This window comes from Paenibacillus sp. FSL H8-0332, from assembly GCF_037963835.1.
In the GTDB taxonomy this organism is placed as follows: Bacteria; Bacillota; Bacilli; order Paenibacillales; family Paenibacillaceae; genus Paenibacillus_AQ; species Paenibacillus_AQ rhizoplanae.
The window spans coordinates 5102797-5123883 of the sequence record NZ_CP150145.1; the positions used below are offsets into that span (position 1 = coordinate 5102797).

A 21087-nucleotide genomic window follows, 5' to 3' on the forward strand; every position below is an offset into this window, starting at 1 on the left:
GCTCACAGATAAGAAATAATCGCAGAAGTAATGCTGCTGTCGTAGCGGTCGGAGATGCCGAAGTCCATCTTTTTATAGGTCCAAGCGGCCCGGCCTATCTTGTATTGCTCGAACACTCCATGCACATCCTTATACCAGTTCACCACGCTCTGCGAAGGAGCTTGCTCAATAACGCCGTATTCCCCGCAGTACAGATACACATTCCGCTCCGCAGCGACATCGATGGCATTCTGAATTAGGCTGGTCATGTACGCCGGACCCATCTCGTGGATACCTTCTGTATGCAGCCCCGAGCCGAAAGCGCCAATGGCCGCCGAAGTGCTGCGGTAGTTCTCCAGATCACCCGGATAGTCCATGCTGCTCTTAGGCATCTGCTCCACCCAAGCCGCACGCTGGTGCGTGAACAGGAACGGCTCATAGAAGTGGAAGGTGTAGACGATATTCTCATCAAAAGGCTGGTCCAACAGCTCCAAGGTGTGCACGCTGTTCCACTGGATACCGCCGACAACGATTTTGGTCTCCGGCGCATGCTTGCGGATTTCAGTAATCGTCCGGTGGGCCAGCGCATTCCAGCGGCTGCTGTCCTTCTCCACAATCTCATTCAACAATTCAAAAGCCACAGTGTCCTTGTAGCTGGCATACCGGCTGGCAATCGCCTTCCACAGATTCAAGAACCGCTCTTGGAGCGCCAGATCGTCGAACAGGGAATTCTCGGCCACGCTGTTGAAGGAGAAGCCCGGCGTCTTATGCAGATCAATAATGAGATTCAGCCCATGGGCAGCGCACCAGCGGATACAATTGTCGATATGCTTGAACCCGGCGTAAGTCTCGGCATTCCCCGTATCCTCTATCACTTCATAATCTACCGGCAGCCGGACATGGTCCAGTCCCCAGGATGCAATCGTCTCGATATCCTTCTCCGTAATGAAGCTATCATAATGTGTATGCTGATACGGACACTGGGACAGCCAGCCTCCGAGATTCACCCCTCTTGAATAACCGGTCCACTCTTTCATCATTATCATCCTCTCCGGCCTCAGCCTTCAATGTATACTCCTCTTGCTTACCTGCCTTAAGCATAGATAAACCCTGGCCCCAGGACAATTACACATCGTGCGTAAGTACTAACTTATTGTGCAATCCTCATTTACAAAAGGCACCCTTAGCTTCTACAATAGATCTATCTGCTGCGCAGGAGGTTCATATGAACATACACAATATCGGCTACAATCACAGCCATGACGCGGACTTCATCATCAACAGGCCCCAAGGGTCGGGAGACTATATGCTGCTGTTGCTGAAGACGCCGGCCATCTTCACTTTGGAGGGAAAGAGCCGGGTGACAGGTCCAGACTCCTTCATCCTGTACAGTGAGCATACGCCTCAGTTCTACCGGGCATACGGGTCACAGTTCACCAATGACTGGTTCCATTTCCGGCTGGACAAGCCGGGGAATGAAGCGCTGCTGGACCGTCTGGCGATCCCCAGGGATGAAGTCATTCCGATTGGTGACCTGAACGAGCTATCGATTATCATTAACAATTTGTGCTATGAGGCTTATTCCGAGAACCCGCATAAGGACGAGACCATCGAATTATATCTGCAATTATTCTTCATTAAGCTCAGCAACCGGATTCATTCGACCCAGAAGGAAGTCGGCAACACGCATTACAACAAGATGTCCATTATCCGCACCAAAATCTATAACCAGCCCTTCCTGAACTGGACCATCGATGGACTATCCCACGAATTAACCATGAGCCGCTCCTGCTTCCAGCACTTGTATAAGGACTTCTTCGGTGTAAGCCCGATGGCCGACGTCATTACCAGCCGGATCGAACATGCGAAATACCTGCTCACCACCACGGACACCTCCGTCAAAAAAATCGCAGAAATGAGCGGCTACGCCAGCGAGATTCACTTCATGCGCCAGTTCAAGCAGCAGACAGGGCAGACGCCGTCACAGTACAGGGAGCACAAAAAATAACCCCACAAAGTGGGGCATTGCTTCGATACGTATAACCAACCAGACTGCTTATGGGCGGTCAGGTCGGGATGAAGCCTGAATACAGGCTAGATTTTGTACAAAGTGACTTCATAATCTTCAAACACTGTCCCGATGATCCGCTCCACCACACTCCACTCCCCGTTCGCCAGCCCGCAGCCAATGTTGTACGGGAGGGCGACAGACAGACCCTTGGCCTGTGCTTCTGTCTTCAGTCTAGTTACCGCTTGCTCCAGCGCAGCATAATCCGTATACCGGGTTTTGCTCCTTCCATAGTTAAGCTGGCCGAACAGATTCGACGTGTACTTCGCGCCCGTCTGCACCAGCTGGCAGTGTCCGAGCAGCTCGTCAGGCGTGTGCTGGTCGCAGTATTTTTTGTACTCAGGATATAAATTCGGATAACGGTCCCGCAGGATCTTCGCAATCCCCGACCCCATCACCCCCTGACAATTCACCTGATGTCCTAGAATATCTTCACTGGCTTCTAATAGATCGCCGTTTACGAATTGGATGGTCATGGTTTTCTCCTTGTTGTTGTGACTTGGGTGTTTGGCAGATAGATTGAACTTAAGGATGTCCGGTCCGGGATGGTCGTGACTCCAGAGAATGTTTGGCCTTCCGGCGACAAAGGCGGACGCTACCGCTCCTCCAGCTCCAAAATTCTCCTCCGTCACTCTTCCCTATCCGAATAGTTCCCCCCTACACATACCACTTCCGCTGCGCCTCATACATCGTCCGGTACTCGCCATCTATGCTCATTAACTCCTCATGCGTGCCATCCTGCACGATCCTTCCGTCCTTCATCACGAGGATTCGATCCGCCAGCTTCACAGAGCCTAATCTATGGGAGACCAGGACTGCGGTTTTATCCCGGCACAGGGCGGCGAAGTCGTTATATAGACGGGTCTCCTCCAGGGGATCGATGGCCGCCGTGGGTTCATCCAGAATCATCAGGTCGCTGTCCCGGAACAATCCGCGCGCAATCGCTACACGCTGCCACTGACCGCCGGATAGATCCGTGCCGCCGAACTCCCGTCCCAGCATCGTATTCAGCCCTTCCTTAACCCCTTCACCGGATAAAAGCACCCCGGCCTCCTCACACGTGGATACTACTGCGGTATCATCTGCTGGTTTGGAATATTGGCTGATCCGCACATTCTCCCGTATAGTCTCATTATACTTGCGATAATGTTGAAAAACAGCCGACGTTCGCTCATAGCTAGTCCGCGAGGCCTCCACTTTCCCGTACCACACTTCCCCTGCCGAAGGCGGGTATAACCCCATAATGATGCGGCACAGCGTGGTCTTCCCGCTTCCATTCTCGCCTACAATCGCCAGTGTCTGCTTATTCGGGATGATCAGGTCAATCTCCTCTACCGCATTTCGGGTCGCCGTCGGATAGCGGAAGCGGACAGCTTTTAGCTCAATATCACTGTCTGCGGGCCTTGGCATGTTGCTGGTCCTCTGAACAGGTTCGTCGATGAAATCCAGAAAATGCTCAGTAGACCCGATATTCTCCGTAGCCCAGGCGATTCTCTCGGTGATCAGCTTGTTCATGAACCGGTATAGACTGCCAATCGAAGCCAGCACCGCCGCAAAAGCTCCAATCGAAATCTCCTGCCTCATCACAGACACAAACAGCATATACACGATCAGGCCGTAGCCAATAACCGTCACTATATTCAGAATGAGCTGAACGAGATGCTTGCGTACCTGCGTCCGAAGTACAATAGCGTTCAACCGTTGCAGGGCAGAGGTATACAGATTCTCGAAAAATGCAGTAGCCCCCAGCAACCGGGTCTCTGAGAGATACTTTTTGTCCGTTAAGCACTGTTCATAGTAGTCATTTTCCCGCCGGATCGGAGCAGCTGCCGCCTCCAGATTCCTGAATGCTGACATCAGCACCCACTCAGAGAGCATCACCGGGACAAATACGACGACAATGCTTAGCGCAAGCACCGGCTTGAGCGTGAACAGATACCACCCGATGAACACGAAATAAGTCGTATAGTAGAATAGAATGTCCAGTAAGGTCGTCCCGATCCAGATCAGCTTGCCGCTCCCGTTCACAGCCTTATCGATATAATCCAGCCGCTTCGTGTCCTCGAATTCAGAGACCTGTAACGAATCTACTCTTCTAAAAATCATCAGGTTCAGGTGCTTGCCCACGCTTAGCCCGTAAATCTCCTCATAACAGTTCCCGAGTCCATCCATGACATGATAAAACAGATACATAAGTGCCAGCGCGCCCAAGGACAGGAGAATCATCCTGAAGCCTATTCTACCAGTAGCATATGCAGCCGCCGCATCCAAAAACCTTTGCAACAATAACACCTGCAGCACCCAGGACAACGCCTGGAGCAAGGCAACACCGATGTACGTATAAGACATCCCGGGATTCACCTGGAATAAAAGCCGCAGGCATCTGACCCCGTTGCTCAGGAATCCCTTCCCCTGTATTCTATCCATGCTGCACCATACTCTCTGCTTCATACCACGACTTCTGGCTGGCGAACATCTTCCCGTATATCCCGTCCGGGATTTCCAGCAATTGCTCATGGGAGCCCTGCTCCGCAATCCGCCCGTTACGCACCACCAGGATCTCATCCGAGATTCTCGCAGCGCCCAGCCTGTGGGTGATGTATATGGTGAACCGGTCTGCGCGGATGCTGCTGAACATTTCATATAGCCTGCTCTCTTCGAGGGGGTCAAGGGCAGCCGTAGGCTCATCCATAATATGAATAGCTGAGCTGGAGTACAACAGTCTGGCTATCGCCAGCCTTTGCCACTGCCCGCCGGAGAGGTCCAGGCTGTTATCTTTAATTTTTCCAACATAAGTATCAAGACCGGATTCCAGCCCCTGGACCATCCCGTCCAGATTCATCTTGCTTATGCTGTGCCGGACACGCTCTTCATCCAGCCTCAGGATATTCCCCAGCCGGACATTATCCTGGATCGACAGCGCGTACCTGGCGTAATTCTGGAAGACCACAGCGATGATGCTTTTCAGCTCCGGGTAGCTGTACTCCCGCAGGTTCCTATTATTAATGTAGATTTCACCTTCGTAGGTATCGTACATCCCGGAAAGCAGTTTGATCAGGGTAGACTTACCGGCCCCGTTCTCACCGACAATGGCATAGCTCTTCCCGCTAACCATGGTGAACGAGCATTGATTCAATATGTATCTTTCCGTATCCGGGTAGCGGAAGCTCACCTGCCTGAATTCCAGCGATTGAAAGACGAAGCCGTCTATCTCCACAGGTAGAGCAGCGGCATCCTTCTTCTCACTGAGTCCGGCAAAAGCTGAAAAATCCTTCAGATACTCCTTCATCCGCGCATGCTCCTGCATCGTCTCGGCTAACTGCCAGGACATCCTCTGCACGAGACTGAAGATCGCGGTCACCAGCGAAATGAACAGGCCGATCGATAGCTCGCCCAAGTGCAGCGCAGGCAACAGCAAGGCCACTATAATGATGCCGATCAGCAGGGCGATGATCGAGCCGCTTTTTAGATGAATGAAGCTGCGGATCTGTATCTTCTTCTCCACCGCGTACGTCTGATCATATAGCTTGTCGTACCGATCCCTGAGCGCCGGACTATATCCGAATAACGTGCGTTCCTCCGCATTTTCTCGGCTGGTCAAAATATGCGCCAGATCTGCGCTCCTCCTCCGTATCCGCTGCGCATCCATCCCCAGCACATAATTCGCCTTGCCCGTCTTCATGGCAATATAGAACAAAGGCACCGCAACCAGCACAATCACAATCCCCGTAATGAACGTGGACGACATCACAATCACAAGCAGCGAAGCGGTCCCGATCAGCAGATTGAGTCCACTCATCATATTGTTGAAGCCGCCCATGAAATGACCCACCGGATCGCCGCACACCCTATGGATTAACTCTGTGGTCTCCTTATTCTCAATATGCTGATACGCAAGCCGCGCCCGCTTGAGCACCATCTCCCGCTTCAGCCGCACATTCAGCCGGTTGCGACCCGTCAGCTCAACCAGCTGCATCAGGCTGGGAAGCAGATGAGTAACGATCACATAACCCATAATCAGCGCAAGCGGCCTGTAGATTAACGAATACTCCGCCCGGCCATTCACAATATGGGTCGCCGTATTAATGAAATAAGCCATCACCAGCGTCTGATACGCAGGCATCAGGGCATCCACCAGCATATACCCCACCGCCGCCACCGTCTGCACCGGAATCACCCTAAGCGGAATCCCGATCAGATCGAATACTGTATATTTTCTTGAAGTAAGCATGTAGTCTCCTTGTTGGAATGAATTATAAGCACGCCCCAACTCATAGTATCATTTCCATCCGGGAGGAATAACCTGTCAGATTATAGGGGTTGGGTGGAAAATAAAAATGACTGTGCCGGGGTGGGCAGCAGTCATTTTATTAGAGCCGAGTATGATATTCCCGCTAGGGCTGAATACTTACCTTTGTCGCGTACCACTTCCCGGCTTTCAATTTCAGCGTTAGCTGAACAGGTTCTTTGAATGCAAAATTATCATCTTCATATTTCTGAGTTACATATACTTTTGACCCTGCGAAGTAATGCAGCGGCAATACAAAACCGATCTGATGAGCGCTTGAATTGTACTCAAAGCCATCAGATGTCATCCTACGTTCAACAGGATTAATTTTGCTGTATACCGAAGGACTCATGTAATTCATATCAGCGTCCTTCTTCATCGCTTCTTCTAATATGATCTTGGTATCATGCGATATCCATGCACCAAACGAGATGTAGGCAATAACAAATAGAAGAATGAATAAAAGGAGTAAGTTTCTCTTTTTCATTGGTACCTCCGAAAAATAAATTAATGTTGAAAGATTCAGAAAACAATTCCATCGTTCTGTAGAGTATACTCCGTGGATTTAAGATTATATATCTTTTATTGTTGGAACACAAAGTACTTTAACAATGAAGGAGATGAGCAAGTGGATAGTATCCTAGAGAGCCTGTATCACGGCAACTTGCATCCCGATGAAAATATCATACCCGATGACCCGCAGTACTCTATTTTAAGAAAAAGAACATCTGACATCATAGAGGTTTGGAAGGACCGGCTTTCAGCGGAAGAATTCGACGAGTTAGAAGCGCTGTTAGACTTATATGGTCAAACTCACGGTATGGAGTTGGCAGCTAGTTTCAAGTATGGATTTCGCCTTGGGGCAGGGATTATGGTTGAGATTTTAACCGGGGAGGAGGAGCTTGGTAGTAGGTTAATTAGTGTGGGTGATAAGACTTAATAATAAACAGAATGAATTCTGCGTGTTTCATAGCTATTGCAATGTTCTGATGAATTTTAATCCCTTCCTATGGCGTAAATTCGGGGAGTTAGAAGAGATTGAGCCAGCGAATGTTATAAAAATCGATCAGATTGTGGAATATGAATGGGACTTTTAAATATTAACTTAGTAATGAATTACTTCCAGTAGAACTGAAAAAAGCAGCTCCTTTATCGTGAGCTGCTTTTCAGTAATATCATTGTGTATATTTTTCCAGTACACTTTTCTTCAGTTCGCTATATTGATCATTCGTAGCTTGCATTGTTTTTTCTGCCATATCCGCTCCGGACAATTCAAATTTACCTTGTTCCAGAGAACTAACCCAATATGCACCCTGTTTTTCATTCCACTTTAGAAATAAAAAACATATTCATTACCTTCTTGCATTTGTGTAATCTTCATAATTCATTCTAATGTTACCTTCTTTACCTTCAATCACATAGGAAGGTTCGAAGGTTACAAGCTCTGAACTGATTTCCTGTTTTGGTGAATCTTTATATAACTGGACTACTTTAACCTTAGTTTCTGTTCTGCCAGTTGGCCCCCAATCAAAGTTTTCAATGACATTTTTGCTCTCACCAGTTGCAATGACTCTAACTACAGCATCTGATTGGGATTCTGCATCATCGGCATTTATGAAAATTATATGGTCAGCTTCGATTTTATCTGTACTCACTACAGATAGAGCCGATTTTTTAGCGGTTAAATCAACTTTGCTTTGAACATTCTTACTTATTACAGTAAGATTGTTCTGATTATCTTCAGAAGAGCTAGTTGAATATGAGACTATTCCTATCCCGATTGCTAAGGAAGCAACGGTTGTCCATTCTCAAAGTGATTTGTTGCTTGCCCCACCTGATATAGAACCTATTTTAATGTGGGCGGTTCCCGTATCAGCGCTTGCCGTTGCTGCCATTAACGATATTGCGACCGTCATAGATGTAACAATGTTTTTCCTCCTTTAATTTTTTGTTAAAAATTACAGGCCTACTATATAGACGTATAAATAATCTAAATGTTTACAAATTTATATCTTTTCCTCATTTTTTTGCAAAGCTAAGCCTCCCTGAACTTCCCTGTCAGATCGTATTGAACTTGAAAACTCAACAGATCGAATTATATTTGCGGATGTATTTTCGCCTCCATATTAGGAAACGGCGGCTAATAAATCCGTCACAAAAAATTGTACTATCCCAAAATAGATGAGCGATGCTGGGAATGCAGCAGGATGTTTTCGGACTGATCGCCCGGCTCTTTTAAATCTTGCAATACTGCAATAACACACTTCTTTCAATCCACCACCAACACCCGCGGCGAAGCACTCTGTATAGACTTGGAAGCTGCCCAGCAGCCCAGGCCTGCGGCGATGACACTTAAGGGAATCATCGAGGCGATACCTCCCCCGTTCATAATCAGCGGAACTTTAACAATCCCGTAATCTGACAGGATGACGTTAAGCAGAGGAGGCAGGCCTAACAAACCTATAGGAATTCCTACCAGCGCACCGATCCCCGATACGACTAGGATGCCGGTGGTTTCCGACAGTCGGATCTGGCGGGAGGTCATGCCGATGGACTTGTAAATGCCGTAGGTACGGCTCTCTTTCTTCATATTAATCCGGCAGATGCTGTAGATGATCACGAACGTAATGACGATAAACATCAGCGCCATAACGGACATTGGCAGAACGATGATTTTGATCGCCTGCGAGAATACCTCATCCACTAACGAAGCCTGACTGGCGATCCCAAGTACACTTCCATACCGCTCTTGCAATTCATTTACGAATGAATCAACTGGAGTGCCCGCATTCAGATTAATAAAGGTTGTGCTCATCGCACTTCCATAGCCCGGATTACTTCTTCTGATGACGTCGGCGGTAATCCGCCCCGAATTGGACATGTTCGCGATTGCCTGGTAGATCCCGGTGACGGTCAGCGTATGTTTTTCCCCTTCAATATAAATATCCATTGTATCGCCTGCCTGGATACCTAGCGTTCTGGCAACATTCACTCCAACCGAGATTTCATTGGCAGACACAGGGTTATGGCCGTTCACATTCTCATAGCCTATTTCATCATAGTTCCCATCCGCGACCGTCAGTAAGATTCCCATCGTATCCTGTTTCACGGCAGCCCCGTTCTTCGGAGGAATCGGCACCACCGCATTGGCATCCCCGTACCGCGAGTAATTGTTAACCCTTGGGTCGGAGAGAACTTCTTCCTGAAGCTGTGCAAAAGTCATTTTAGCCGGGTTATCGATTCTGATGGACAGATCGGCCGAATCATACCCCCATTTGGCAATGGTTCCATGGATGGAAGCAATGCTGTATACGAACAGGAACCCGAAGACGAGTACAGCGGTGGACAACGCCGAGATCAGCACAATCAGCAGCGAACCCCGGATATTCTTGGTGACACTTCTTAGCCCGATAATCATTGAAGTCGGAAGAGCCCCCAGTTGCAGGAGCTTTCTTTTCCATGTTCCAGTTCCTCCTGATTGGTGGGAGTACTCCTTCTCGGACATGCCGTAACGAACGGCTTGGGCAGGCTCCACATGGCGCGCCTTATTCGCAAACAGCAGGGCCGAGAGGAAAATTACTGCAACAACAGCCACGCTGGTCCCCACGCCTGTAACTGATAATAGATCATTCATCCCTGATGAACCTGTGTTGAGATAAGCCATAGAACCCGCAACAATGGTGCCGGAGAGGATATTGCTGACCAGCATCCCCGGGATGACCGAGACGAGCGCCAGGAAGGTATATTGCGCAACATAAGCCATAATGACTTTGCGGGAGGATAATCCGACGGATTTAATAATCCCGATCGTTCTGTAGTTAGAGAGGATAGCATCGGCAATCGTGAATCCCAAGGTATACAAGGCAACACAGATCATGACAACAGCCAGAAAAATCATCACGAAGCTAATCACCTGGTTCGCAATCATATAATAGGAAGACAAGCTCTCGAAGTCTTTGACTGACTCCAGATAGGGGGTCCCAAGATACTGTTCGAATCTCTCCCAGTAGGCTCTCTGTTGACTGTAATCCTCAAACCGTAGTCCGGTCATATACTTATCTTCACCCGGCAACAGGGTCATATGCTTAGTATAATCCTCATGATTCAGCCAGATTCTCCCGCTCGTCGCAAATGGCGAACAGTAGGAAATATCCACGACGACGGCCGCAACGTTCAACCGGATGGTCCCTTCATCTGTCTTGAATTCAACCGAATCGCCCACATGAATATCATTGGGATACGCCAGCGAGGTGGGAATCCAGGCGGTTCCTGCTTCCGTTGTGCTCTGTTCTTCCCCTTCCACGAACTGCAGCCGGTCCACGGGAAAAGGTCCTGTTGGCGCATCCATCATGAACAAGTCCACATTCGGAATCTCTTCTCCAGCGTGCGACATACTAGACAGATAGCGGTAGCGCATCAAATTCGAGACCGTTACGCCTTGCTCCTCCTCCCACCATTTATGTATCTCGACCGGATCGTGGATGCCATTCTCCATCTGCAATATTTGGTGAGCGCCACGGGACTGATCATGAATACTCTCATACATCCGGTTGGTGTTGTTGAGAACGGACACGGCGGTCGAGAGGAGCAGAGCTGCCAGCATGATGATGATCGCAATGAAGCTGTTTTGCACTTTTTTGTGCTTCAGATTCGTCCAGCATAGTTTCCATACCGCATACATCCGCTACCTCTCCTCCCCTGACATGAACATGAAAATTTGGTTTTCTCTCGCTTTCAACTGATCCGGTGCGTATTTGCCAAGCTCCAGAATCCCGTCGATCGTGCCATCTTTGACCAGGATTAACCGGTCCGCTCTGCACGCAGCCTGGATATCATGCGTCACCATAACGATCGATTGATCATTCTGGTTCATCTCCGTCAACAGATCCAGAATCACTGCGCCCTGCTCCTGGCTTAATGCCCCTGTAGGCTCATCCGCAAAAATCACCTCCGGCGAATTGATGAGCGCCCTGGCAATCGCCGCTCTCTGCTGTTGTCCTCCAGATACCTGGGACGGCAGGCGTCCGGCTTGTGCCCCGATCCCCATCTGGTGCAGCAGGCTTAATGCCTGCTCGTTCACCCCGCTTTTGCTGCGGCCAGCCACGTACCCCGGGAAAGCCACATTCTCCAGCAAAGTGAAATCAGGAACCAGATTGATCGATTGATACACATAGCCGATTTTGTTGGACCGGAAATCCGTAAGCTCTTTCTCTGTGTATGCATCGATTCGCTGTCCCTTGAACATCATTTCTCCGGAAGTAATCCCGTCCAGACCGCTGAGGAGGTAGAGCAGCGTAGACTTCCCCGAGCCCGAACTGCCCATAATCACCGTAAAGTCACCTTGGTATACTTCAAGATTAATGCTTTTGGCTGCGAGAAATTGTTCATTGCCTGAGGAGTATACTTTGCATAAATCAACAGTCTTGATTAGAACCTCTTTGCTAGGATTTTTGGTTATCACCCAAGGCCGCCTCCTAAAATCATCCTATTCTTCTTCCTGACCTTCGCCTTATTGCTGTTACTGTTCGATCTTAAGATTACCAGTGTCTGAAATCAGCTTGACGAGTGGCCCGCCCTCACCGATATAACCATCCTTATAACCCGGCAGCGTCACCTGTACGGTTCCAGAATCCGCAGAGAATTGAGTGCGGAGTGCCTTAGGCGCTTCAACTGTCTGGATGGTGATATCTCCAGTATCCGAGGTGGCGTAGATATCTTGACGGATGCGCTCAAGCGAGGCAGTGATTTCACCAGTATCCGTCTCCGCATGAATGATCCCCTCCTCTATATCCAGCTTGATGGAACCCGTGTCGCTTACCGCCCGATATTCCTTTGCCATGATGGGGCCAACCTCAATATTTCCGGTGTCTGTGACAACCTGTAGCTGGTCTAGTTGAGTCTCAGGAATCCCTACCGTGAGCTTAAGATCCGTATAGATATCAAAAAAGCGGAGCCGGCCGTCCTGAACAACCTCAATGCTGGTCTGTCCCTGATCCTGCGTGATATTCAGCCGGTAATCCTTCTGCAACGACTTAGTCGTCTTCCCCCCCAAAGTTGCCTTGATTTCATCTCCTTGAACAGGAATCACATCTATCGTTCCCGTCTCTGTATGGATAAGGAGCTTGGTGGTCTTGTCCATCTGTATAGGCTGTTCAACCGAAAGCTCAACCAAATTGAATGGTGAATTGCCTAACAGATACAGCACTACATTTCCAATGACTCCAACAGTAATCAGTAGAAGAGCAAGTCTGGTTACGTTGCGGGATCTATTCTTCAAAAGAGGTCACATCCTTCCTGATGACAGTCAGATTATATTTCAGGTACCGGATCACAAGATTGTAATATACCCGGGTGAACTTCAATGCTCCAATGACGATCAGAAGTCCTCCGCCGACCAAAACAAGCATCAGAAATATTCCATTGAGGATTAGCATGGCCGACTGATACTGAATCATTAACACAACCGGTGACAGGATCAAGAAAAATCCAAAGCCGAATACCCCGGCCAGGACCGCTAAAGAAGCGACAAAGGGCAGCAGAACGATAACCAAGTTGAACAATCCCAAACTCACCGTTGCCTTAACCGCCCTAGTTACGTTTAAGAGCGTTGGGGATTTATCCGCTTTTTCAATTTGCGACTGGGTCAGTAATTCACGAGCGATCAACCGGGGATGGCCCAGCTTGGAGATGATCTCTGCTTCAGACCGCCCGCTTAACCGGGCAAATTCGAAATGCTCCTTGAATTCACCCATAAGTTCAGCACATTCCTCAGGAGGAAGCAGCTTCAGATACCGTGCCAATTCATTCAGATAGGCCTCTTTATTCAATCCGATCCCCCCCCAATGATCTCCTGCACTCCTATGGCAAAAGCATTCCATTCCTCTATCATGTCGTTCATGACTCTCCTTCCCTCATCGGTAATCTTATAGTACTTCCGGGGCGGCCCCTCACCCGATTCAGATAAATAGGTGGAAAATAGCCCTTCCGCAGCCAGCCTTCTTAATAACGGATAGATGGTGCCCTCGGCTATGGCGAATTTCTGCGAGATCTGTTCCACCAGTTCATATCCGTAACGGTCTTTCTGCGATGTCAAAACAAGAACACAAAGCTCCAGCACACCCTTCTTGAACTGAACATTCAATACTTATCACCACGCTTTATTTAGTACTGTGTAATACACAGTAGTTACTAATACAAAGATTACCATCCACTACTGTTTATTGCAAGGTAGCTGGAGGTAATAGTTGTATTTCACGTTTACTCATAATTTTCTCACTCCTTAACATTAATCCTTCAGATGTAACTATCGGAGATCAATTCTATACTGTTGGGACTGCTCAAGGCTATTGTAATGATTGCGTTCATATCCATCCTCATCTTTCATCTCTCGTTACAATGGGCTTAATTCATTATGAATTTTTTAAGCTATGGGCATATGCCGTGATGGATATAGGTTATAGTCCATAGACTGTTGACGAGATATTATTTGAGGAGGTTACCCATGGAAACGAATTATCAACAAGTTGCCTGGAATTGTATGAATAAATATGTTGGTATTACTACAAGCGATGGTCAGTCTCACGACGGGTTTGTTGCTCATATCGATCAGAACTACGTTACACTTGCCATTCCCACCAATGAAATCATGGGCCAGATGAACGGAATGCCTGCTAACGCAACAACCTACAGACAATTCGGATACTATCCGGGTTTCTACCCGCGCCGCCGCTTTTATCCAAGACCGATCCCCTTTGGGGCCATTACAGCTTTGTACTTGCTTCCATTTTTTATTTAATAATGATTAGGGAATTCGTACAGGTGGTGCTCGAAACCACTCGCGGAGGGATTAGCGGCTGCTTAGTGGAAGTTAAGCCAGACCACGTTGTATTGGATACCAGGGGCCGGAAGTTTTTCGTACGAATCTGCGAGATTGTCTGGATTATGCCAGAATAGATTTTTGTGAAGAAGCTACGATAGTAGAGATCCCCTCAGTGTTACCCTAGCTTGGCGAGGAAAGCGTTAGCAGGACGCCTCCACAATGAGGACTTGGTAGTTTGCACTACAACTTAATCGCCCGCGAAGAAGAGAACGAAATGATCCCGCTCTGTGCCGACGAAGGGATTCAGACCATGTCCTTTTAAAACCTTTTCTACGCTCCGGGAAGATTGAGCTTAAAGCCTTTAGCCGTGCGGGTTAAAGGCTCTTTTTTATGTTCCGATCACCATTCGTTCAGGGAATTGGATACGGAGCCATGTTAGCACAGTGAAGGAAAGGTAACTTGTTCTCGTCGTGTAAGTTGAATAAAAAAAATTCCAACAGACATAATATAGAAATGGAATTTTCAGGGCTGATTGAATAGACCGAGGGGGATGGGGATATGAATACCTTTTGGCGGAAAAAGCTGTCTATGAAGTATAACCAATCAGAGCCGAAGCCGCAGGTCCAACCCCCCGCTTTGAATGATCCTCTCACTGGTATTTTGGAGCAAGATCTGTTGAAGATCAAAGAAACGTTTAAGAAAAGTAACGATGTGCTTTTTAGTGAATTCAACCTGGGGATAAATGAAGCCGTCCGGGCAGCTATCATCTATACCGACGGTTTAGCAGACACCACAATCATTCAGAACTCCATTCTGGATTCATTGATGCATGAAACCAGCCAAATGGAAGGCGGATTGGAGGGCCTGCCTACCGAATTTCTTTACAGGTGGATTAAGAAACGCAGCTTGACGGTTGGAGCAATGACGGAGCTCACGGATTTCGACTCTCTATATACCTCTGTCTTGTCCGGGAATACGGTTATTCTCTTTGACCGTTTTGTCCATGCGATATCTGTAAATACACCAGGCTGGGATGAACGGGGAGTCAGCGAGCCGGAATCACAAACCGTCGTTCGCGGTCCCCGGGATGGCTTTTGTGAAACCCTTCGAACCAATACGGCACTGGTGCGGAGAAGGATCAAGAACGCCAAGCTTTTTTGTGAACCTAAGCAAATTGGCCGGTTGACCAAGACTGACCTTGCTGTCATGTATATCCAGGGTGTCGCTAATGATAAAGTGATTCAGGAGGTTCATGAACGGCTGGATCGGATCGATATCGACGGCATTCTGGAGAGCGGTAATATTGAAGAACTGATTCAAGACGAAACCTATACTCCTTTTCCTACCGTGTACAATACGGAACGTCCTGACGTGGTTGCGGCGGCTCTATTGGAAGGTCGGGTTGCCATCATGATTGACGGGACTCCCTTTGTTCTTTTGGTTCCCGCTTTATTCATACAAAGTCTGCAATCAGCTGAAGATTATTACCAGCGGTCAGATGTAAGTTCTTTGATTAGAATTCTTCGATACCTTTGCTTTCTTATCGCGTTGTTGGGACCTTCCATTTATATTGCCCTTACTACCTTCCATCAGGAAATGCTCCCAACGCCGCTGCTGATCAGCTTGGCTGCGCAGCGGGAGGGTGTTCCTTTTCCCGCTTTCGTAGAGGCCCTTGTTATGGAGGTCACCTTCGAGATCCTTCGGGAGGCTGGTATCCGCATGCCAAGGGCTGTCGGACAAGCGGTCTCGATTGTAGGGGCTTTAGTTATTGGCCAGGCATCTGTAGAAGCAGGAATTGTATCGGCTGCCATGGTAATCGTAGTTTCTATAACTGCAATAGCCAGTTTTGTCATACCTGCCTTTAACATGGCCATCTCCGTAAGAATGCTGCGATTTGTGATGATGGCGTTGGCGGCCTCATTTGGATTGTATGGCATTACATTAGGTCTATTAGCCTTGTTGCTGCATTTGAATTCTTTGCGCTCCTTCGGTATTCCATATATGGCTCCATTAAGCCCATATATTGCAGATGATCAGAAGGACTCGATTCTTCGGTTTCCGCTAAAGAAATTATTAACGCGCCCCCGCCTAATTAGCCCAAAGAACCGGACTCGCGAAGAGAGCTCTTCTGCATCCAAACCGAAGTCAAACCAATAGAGTGTTGTATGGGAGGAGTTAGGTATGCGCAGAGCCTCAATCTTTTTCATGACTGCTCTTTGCCTGCTCTTGATTACAGGCTGCTGGAACCGGAGAGAATTGAATGATTTGGCTCTGGTAGTGGCCATGTCCATAGATAAATCAGACGACCAATATATGGTAACCTTACAAGTAGTTGATGCAGGAGAAGTATCCTCCAAGATAGGGACCAGTGGCAGAACCCCTGTCATCACCTATTCAGAAAAAGGAAAACACGTCTTCGAAGCTATCCGCAAAATGACGACGGGAACTCCAAGAAAATTGTACTTCTCCCATCTCCAAATGCTTGTCATTAGTGAGGACATTGCGAAAGAAGGGATTAGCAAATCTCTGGAATTTTTATCAAGGGATCATGAAGTCCGCAAAGATTTTTTCGTGGTCATAGCCAAAGAAGAACAAGCCAAGTCTATTCTGGAAAACATTACATCGCTGGAGAAAATCCCGGCCCAAAAAATGAAAACCTCCCTTGAAACATCGCAAAAAGTATGGGCTCCAACCGTTGCCATTCAAATAGATCAACTCATCGCTGACTTAACCAGTGAAGGAAGTAATGCTGTGCTTACAGGAATCATAATTACAGGGAACCCCACTACAGGTACAACGTTAAAGAACGTGACCAAAACGAGTTCTTATTCCAATCTGAAGTTTCAGGGTGTCGCTGTTTTTAAGAAGGATAAATTGGTTGGATGGCTTAATGAGGAGGAGAGCAAGGGCTATAACTATATTAAGGATAATGTAAAAAGTACAGTTGCTCATATTGAATGTCCTGGGGGCGGTGATCTGGTCATGGAAGTTCTCCGATCCAAAACTAAAGTGAAGGGTAAAGTGGTAAACGGTGAGCCGAGCATCGATATCCATCTAAGTGCCGAAATCAATATTGCAGAAGTAGAATGTCCAATTGATCTATCAAAAATTGAAAACATTATAGAACTGGAACAATCTATTAATGAAAAAGCAATTAGTGTTCTCGAAGCCTCCATCCGGAAAGCCAAAGAATTGGGATCAGATATCTTTGGATTTGGAGAAGTGATCCATCGCGCTGATCCACAGGCCTGGAGAACATGGAAAACGGATTGGAACAAGCACTTTGCAGAAACTGCCGTTACTATCCATTCAGATTTCAAAATTCGGCGAACCGGAATCGTTAGCAACTCTTTTCTCGATAAAGTGAAGGAGTAGAAGCCTGTGTTAGGAGCTATAGAGATACTGATGGTTTCTTCATTAATCAGCCTTTATGAAATCCCCCAACTGATTCAAGACAAGCGAAAAATGGATCTAATCATGTTTAGCCTGATTCTTGCCATCTCGACCGGATTAAGTATAGCGCTTGCTTTAAATATTCCAGTCCCTAATCCTGTGGATTGGTTAAGACCGATTTTTGATCCCGTCAGCAAGTGGATTGATAATCTATTAAAGTAAAGGGGGTAAAGTCATGCCGACGGTAAAAGAAAAGATATCCATCCGTCAATTTATCATATTAACAGTCATATTTACTATGGGCAGCTCGGTGTTGAACGGTACCACAATGCTTGTACGACTCGCCCATCAGGACGCGTGGCTGGCTAGTATCATCGGCATCATTTACGGTGTGCTGCTGGTACTGCTCTATGGATTACTAACCCAACGCCACCCTAACCTTAATTTAGCCGACTACATTGACAAGGTGTTAGGGAAATGGTTCGGCACACTTATGAAACTCTCCTTTAGCATTTATACCCTGTTGCTTTCATCAGCCTTGCTTCGGACCCTCGGTGACTTTTTAACGACACTTATTCTGCCGGAGACACCCATTCAAGCCGTTGAGATTGTTTTTATGCTCACACTCATTATGGGCGTACAGCTCGGGCTTGAAACGTTTACCCGAACTTCAGAGTTTTTATTTCCATTCATTATGTCTTTTATTATCCTTATCGCCTTATTTTTGTTACCCCAAATGAAGCTGGTGGACAATCTGTCTCCCGTTCTGGAAAATGGAATCAACCCCGTATTAAGTGCCTCTTACCGTTTGCTCGGGATTCCGTTTGCAGAATTGATCCTCCTGCTAATGATTACCCCTCATATCACCAACCGCAAAAAAATCCGTAAAAGTATGTTGCTTGGTGTGCTCGGCGGCGGAATTGTTCTAGTGATAATTAATGTGCTTTCGATTGCTGTTCTTGGAGCGGATGCCACTGCTGGACTCAGCTATCCGACTTATGAGTTAGCCAAAGAAATTAGTATCGGCAATTTCATTCAACGCATTGAAGTATTGGCCGGAGGGATCATATTCATCTCTCTATTCGTGAAGAGCATTATTGTCTTTTATGTAATGATTGTAATAGTAACGCATACCTTCCATGTTAGTAATTACCGCATAATCACACTACCTTTAGGAATGCTTGTTATGGTGCTATCTATAATCATATTTCCAAATGTTATATATTTCCGCAATCTTGCCTTTGTGTTTTGGCCTACGTTCACATTGCTGCACGGTTTGATCTATCCCGTTTTGTTGCTTGGGATCGATTCCTTTAGACGACGGTTGAATAAAACGAAAGCATCCCTGGAGAAGTAATTAAGACTCGCTATTGGCGGTTTTACAAAATAAATATCCATTTTGTCTACAAATATCCAAATGTTTAAATTGATCGTAATGAGTATGAACAGGCCCAATTCAATTATTCTGCTCGAGATGTTGGGATAGGTAACGTAATGAAGAAGGTCGTTCCCCGTCCGTATTCGCTCTCCACCCGGATGTCCCCTTGATGAAGGGATATGATCTGCTTCACAATCGCCAGCCCCATACCACTGCCTTCATACTTCTGGCTGTGGGAACGATCTGCTTTGAAGAAGCGGTCGAATATTCGTTTTAAGTCCTCCGGGAGAATTCCGATACCCGAGTCCGATATATGGACCGTCACGTTCTTGTAATCGGGTATAATCCTGACGTGAATCCGGCCACCCTCCTTGGAGAATTTGATGCCATTGCCGAGGATATTGGTCCATACCTGATTTAGCTGGTCCGGGTCGGCCGTGATCATGGCGGATGGCAAATCAAGCTCGAACTGAATGTTACGGGCTGACCATTGGGGCTGCATAGCGACAATTACCCGTCTGATCTGTTCATCCAGACTAAATGTGTCGAGTCGCATCTGTGATGACTGAGCTTCAAGCAAACTCAGCTTGAGGAGGCTATCACTTATTTTGGACATGCGCGCCGCTTCAGTGATGATAATATCGAGAAAATCGCTTCGTTCGGGCTCCGGGAGGTCTACCTGCTTAAGCGCTATAGCATAACCGGAAATGGAGGTGAGCGGAGACTGCACTTCATGGGACACGTTGGTCACGAACTCCCTGCGCATCTGCTCAAGCTGCCGTAAATCGCGCATCATTTCTTCGAAGCTGCGGGCCAAAGTCCCTAACTCACCTTTTTGTTTAATATTGAGCTTGACGTTGAAATCACCACCCGCGATACGCCGGGTCGCTTCCGTCAGTTTTTTTATCGGTCTCACCAGGAACATCGCGAAAATTAGAATCAATAGGCTGCCTGCAATTAACGAATAAACCCAAAAAGCTACAACAAACTTGATGAGAAATGAAGTGGAAGACGGATTGAGGGGCTCAACAAACATGGCCCTGTTGCCCATTTCCGTTTTTATCGGCAGTCCCAAGAAGATTGTATTGATTCCATTGACTCGCACCCTACCTCCCTCCAGCACTTTCTTCACTTGTTCCGTAGTCACAGGGAAAGGATGTTGCCCTTTAAGCTCTCCGTAGGACTGAAACTGATCCTTTGCTGTATAGATTCGGATGTGGTAGGAATTGAGTTGCTTCATTTCAGTTAGAAACCGGTCTGCATCCCTTAACGGCAAAGTCTCGTAGATGCGCACAGTATCCTGCCCAAAGTCAAGTAAGGTAACTTGCAGATTCTCGTTTAATCCATCTTTGTATATCAAGGTTGTTGCAAAAAAAGCAATGATGGTGCCCCCGATTACGGAGACCAGAAAGGTCAGAACTACACGATTATATAAGGAGCCGATCACTGCTGCACCTCTAGCCGGTAGCCAAGTCCGCGCACCGTTTCGATACGAAAATCGGAGATAGCTGCGAAACGTTCGCGCAGGCGTTTGATATGCACATCTATCGTCCGGTCATCGCCTGTATAATGGATTCCCCACACCTGATCAATTAATTGCTCCCGGGTATAGACTTGTCCCGGTAATTCGGCAAGTTTATACAATAATTCGAACTCCCTAAGCGGCAGAGTGAACGACTCTGTCCCTCTCATGACCTTATAAGTCTGCCGGTTCAGTGTGACATTGCCCAACTGGAGGATCTGTGTTGAACCTATACGGTATCGTTTCAACAATGCTTTGACACGTGCCATCAACTCAAGCGGATCGAATGGCTTCGTCAAATAATCATTTGTCCCGAGCTGGAAAGCTTGTACTTTCTCCCAGGTTTCGCTTCTCGCTGTCAACATTAGTAACGGAAGATCCGGGTTAGCTCTTCGCAACTCCTCGCATAATGCCCAACCGTCCATGACCGGCATCATAAGATCAAGAATAACCAAATCGACTGGCGTGGAGGTATAGATGGACAGTGCCTCCTTTCCATCTGCAGCATCGATAGTTGCAAATCCGCCTTTGCGTAAAAAGAAACTGACAAGTTTGCGAATATTCGCATCGTCGTCAGCAACCAATATTGTAGGCATCCTATCCACTCTCCTAAAGAAATATCCTTCTTTGTTATGTGCAA

The 21087-nt window shown here is 47.4% G+C and carries 21 protein-coding genes; 8 read left to right on the plus strand and 13 right to left on the minus strand.

Features of this window, described 5'->3' with window-relative positions; translation table 11 throughout:
• Positions 1-2: 2 nt before the first annotated feature.
• Positions 3-1019, minus strand: a complete 1017-nt coding sequence (locus tag NST43_RS21965; RefSeq protein ID WP_339219381.1) for a cellulase family glycosylhydrolase — start codon at positions 1017-1019, stop codon at positions 3-5.
• Positions 1020-1204: 185 nt separating this feature from the next.
• Here NST43_RS21965 and NST43_RS21970 point away from each other — a divergent pair, with 185 nt between their 5' ends.
• Positions 1205-1987, plus strand: a complete 783-nt coding sequence (locus tag NST43_RS21970; RefSeq protein ID WP_339219383.1) for a helix-turn-helix transcriptional regulator — start codon at positions 1205-1207, stop codon at positions 1985-1987.
• 86 nt (positions 1988-2073) lie between these two features.
• Here NST43_RS21970 and NST43_RS21975 read toward each other — a convergent pair whose 3' ends face one another.
• From NST43_RS21975 to NST43_RS21990, 4 genes are all read right to left on the minus strand, one after another.
• Positions 2074-2523, minus strand: a complete 450-nt coding sequence (locus NST43_RS21975) for a macro domain-containing protein (protein WP_339219384.1) — start codon at positions 2521-2523, stop codon at positions 2074-2076.
• 181 nt (positions 2524-2704) lie between these two features.
• Complete coding sequence (locus NST43_RS21980; protein ID WP_339219385.1) at positions 2705-4474, minus strand: ABC transporter ATP-binding protein; 1770 nt, start codon at positions 4472-4474, stop codon at positions 2705-2707.
• Positions 4467-6278 (minus strand): ABC transporter ATP-binding protein, encoded by a 1812-nt coding sequence (locus NST43_RS21985; RefSeq protein WP_339219387.1) that lies wholly within the window; start codon positions 6276-6278, stop codon positions 4467-4469. The genes NST43_RS21980 and NST43_RS21985 overlap by 8 nt, the downstream gene beginning before the upstream one ends.
• Before the next feature lie 163 nt (positions 6279-6441).
• Positions 6442-6822: a hypothetical protein gene (locus NST43_RS21990; RefSeq protein WP_339219389.1), complete on the minus strand. Its 381-nt coding sequence runs from the start codon at positions 6820-6822 to the stop codon at positions 6442-6444.
• 141 nt (positions 6823-6963) lie between these two features.
• On the opposite strand from NST43_RS21990, the gene NST43_RS21995 reads away from it, so the two are divergent.
• Positions 6964-7275, plus strand: coding sequence for a DUF6809 family protein (locus tag NST43_RS21995; RefSeq protein ID WP_339219390.1), 312 nt, complete (start codon positions 6964-6966; stop codon positions 7273-7275).
• A 412-nt stretch (positions 7276-7687) separates the two neighbouring features.
• Here NST43_RS21995 and NST43_RS22000 read toward each other — a convergent pair whose 3' ends face one another.
• The 6 genes from NST43_RS22000 to NST43_RS22025 form a co-directional block, all read right to left on the minus strand.
• The gene (locus tag NST43_RS22000; RefSeq protein ID WP_339219392.1) at positions 7688-7990 is read right to left on the minus strand and encodes a hypothetical protein; all 303 of its coding nucleotides are present in this window, start codon (positions 7988-7990) and stop codon (positions 7688-7690) included.
• Positions 7991-8604: 614 nt separating this feature from the next.
• On the minus strand, positions 8605-11016 hold the full coding sequence (locus NST43_RS22005) for an FtsX-like permease family protein (RefSeq protein ID WP_339219394.1): 2412 nt from the start codon (positions 11014-11016) through the stop codon (positions 8605-8607).
• A gap of 3 nt (positions 11017-11019) precedes the next feature.
• On the minus strand, positions 11020-11796 hold the full coding sequence (locus NST43_RS22010; protein ID WP_339219396.1) for an ABC transporter ATP-binding protein: 777 nt from the start codon (positions 11794-11796) through the stop codon (positions 11020-11022).
• A gap of 57 nt (positions 11797-11853) precedes the next feature.
• On the minus strand, positions 11854-12612 hold the full coding sequence (locus NST43_RS22015) for a DUF4097 family beta strand repeat-containing protein (RefSeq protein ID WP_339219397.1): 759 nt from the start codon (positions 12610-12612) through the stop codon (positions 11854-11856).
• On the minus strand, positions 12602-13162 hold the full coding sequence (locus NST43_RS22020; protein ID WP_339219399.1) for a DUF1700 domain-containing protein: 561 nt from the start codon (positions 13160-13162) through the stop codon (positions 12602-12604). The genes NST43_RS22015 and NST43_RS22020 overlap by 11 nt, the downstream gene beginning before the upstream one ends.
• Positions 13159-13476, minus strand: coding sequence for a PadR family transcriptional regulator (locus NST43_RS22025; RefSeq protein WP_339219400.1), 318 nt, complete (start codon positions 13474-13476; stop codon positions 13159-13161). The genes NST43_RS22020 and NST43_RS22025 overlap by 4 nt, the downstream gene beginning before the upstream one ends.
• Before the next feature lie 360 nt (positions 13477-13836).
• On the opposite strand from NST43_RS22025, the gene NST43_RS22030 reads away from it, so the two are divergent.
• The 6 genes from NST43_RS22030 to NST43_RS22055 all read left to right on the plus strand — a co-directional run bounded on the left by NST43_RS22030 (position 13837) and on the right by NST43_RS22055 (position 18904).
• A complete protein-coding gene (locus tag NST43_RS22030; RefSeq protein ID WP_339219401.1) occupies positions 13837-14130 on the plus strand; it encodes a phosphatidylinositol kinase in 294 nt (97 codons plus the stop codon).
• A gap of 2 nt (positions 14131-14132) precedes the next feature.
• A complete protein-coding gene (locus NST43_RS22035) occupies positions 14133-14288 on the plus strand; it encodes a DUF2642 domain-containing protein (protein ID WP_339219403.1) in 156 nt (51 codons plus the stop codon).
• A gap of 424 nt (positions 14289-14712) precedes the next feature.
• Complete coding sequence (locus tag NST43_RS22040; RefSeq protein ID WP_339219404.1) at positions 14713-16311, plus strand: spore germination protein; 1599 nt, start codon at positions 14713-14715, stop codon at positions 16309-16311.
• 24 nt (positions 16312-16335) lie between these two features.
• Complete coding sequence (locus tag NST43_RS22045) at positions 16336-17529, plus strand: Ger(x)C family spore germination protein (protein WP_339219406.1); 1194 nt, start codon at positions 16336-16338, stop codon at positions 17527-17529.
• A 6-nt stretch (positions 17530-17535) separates the two neighbouring features.
• Complete coding sequence (locus tag NST43_RS22050) at positions 17536-17769, plus strand: hypothetical protein (protein ID WP_209988306.1); 234 nt, start codon at positions 17536-17538, stop codon at positions 17767-17769.
• Positions 17770-17782: 13 nt separating this feature from the next.
• A complete protein-coding gene (locus tag NST43_RS22055; RefSeq protein ID WP_339219408.1) occupies positions 17783-18904 on the plus strand; it encodes an endospore germination permease in 1122 nt (373 codons plus the stop codon).
• Between the two features lie 103 nt (positions 18905-19007).
• Here NST43_RS22055 and NST43_RS22060 read toward each other — a convergent pair whose 3' ends face one another.
• Both NST43_RS22060 and NST43_RS22065 read right to left on the minus strand, forming a co-directional pair.
• Positions 19008-20372 (minus strand): HAMP domain-containing sensor histidine kinase, encoded by a 1365-nt coding sequence (locus NST43_RS22060; RefSeq protein ID WP_339219410.1) that lies wholly within the window; start codon positions 20370-20372, stop codon positions 19008-19010.
• Positions 20369-21043: a response regulator transcription factor gene (locus NST43_RS22065; RefSeq protein WP_339219411.1), complete on the minus strand. Its 675-nt coding sequence runs from the start codon at positions 21041-21043 to the stop codon at positions 20369-20371. Before NST43_RS22065 ends, NST43_RS22060 begins: the two co-directional genes overlap by 4 nt.
• Between the last annotated feature and the right edge of the window lie 44 nt (positions 21044-21087).

Bases quoted from the DNA above. Each gene is read 5' to 3' on its own strand.
- NST43_RS21975 (WP_339219384.1), bottom strand. From the start codon at position 2,523: ATGACCATCCAATTCGTAAACGGCGATCTATTAGAAGCCAGTGAAGAT.
- NST43_RS22035 (WP_339219403.1), top strand. From the start codon at position 14,133: ATGATTAGGGAATTCGTACAGGTGGTGCTCGAAACCACTCGCGGAGGG.
- NST43_RS21985 (WP_339219387.1), bottom strand. From the start codon at position 6,278: ATGCTTACTTCAAGAAAATATACAGTATTCGATCTGATCGGGATTCCG.
- NST43_RS22045 (WP_339219406.1), top strand. From the start codon at position 16,336: ATGCGCAGAGCCTCAATCTTTTTCATGACTGCTCTTTGCCTGCTCTTG.
- NST43_RS21965 (WP_339219381.1), bottom strand. From the start codon at position 1,019: ATGATGAAAGAGTGGACCGGTTATTCAAGAGGGGTGAATCTCGGAGGC.
- NST43_RS22040 (WP_339219404.1), top strand. From the start codon at position 14,713: ATGAATACCTTTTGGCGGAAAAAGCTGTCTATGAAGTATAACCAATCA.
- NST43_RS22065 (WP_339219411.1), bottom strand. From the start codon at position 21,043: ATGCCTACAATATTGGTTGCTGACGACGATGCGAATATTCGCAAACTT.
- NST43_RS22005 (WP_339219394.1), bottom strand. From the start codon at position 11,016: ATGTATGCGGTATGGAAACTATGCTGGACGAATCTGAAGCACAAAAAA.
- NST43_RS21970 (WP_339219383.1), top strand. From the start codon at position 1,205: ATGAACATACACAATATCGGCTACAATCACAGCCATGACGCGGACTTC.
- NST43_RS21990 (WP_339219389.1), bottom strand. From the start codon at position 6,822: ATGAAAAAGAGAAACTTACTCCTTTTATTCATTCTTCTATTTGTTATT.
- NST43_RS22030 (WP_339219401.1), top strand. From the start codon at position 13,837: ATGGAAACGAATTATCAACAAGTTGCCTGGAATTGTATGAATAAATAT.
- NST43_RS22055 (WP_339219408.1), top strand. From the start codon at position 17,783: ATGCCGACGGTAAAAGAAAAGATATCCATCCGTCAATTTATCATATTA.
- NST43_RS21980 (WP_339219385.1), bottom strand. From the start codon at position 4,474: ATGGATAGAATACAGGGGAAGGGATTCCTGAGCAACGGGGTCAGATGC.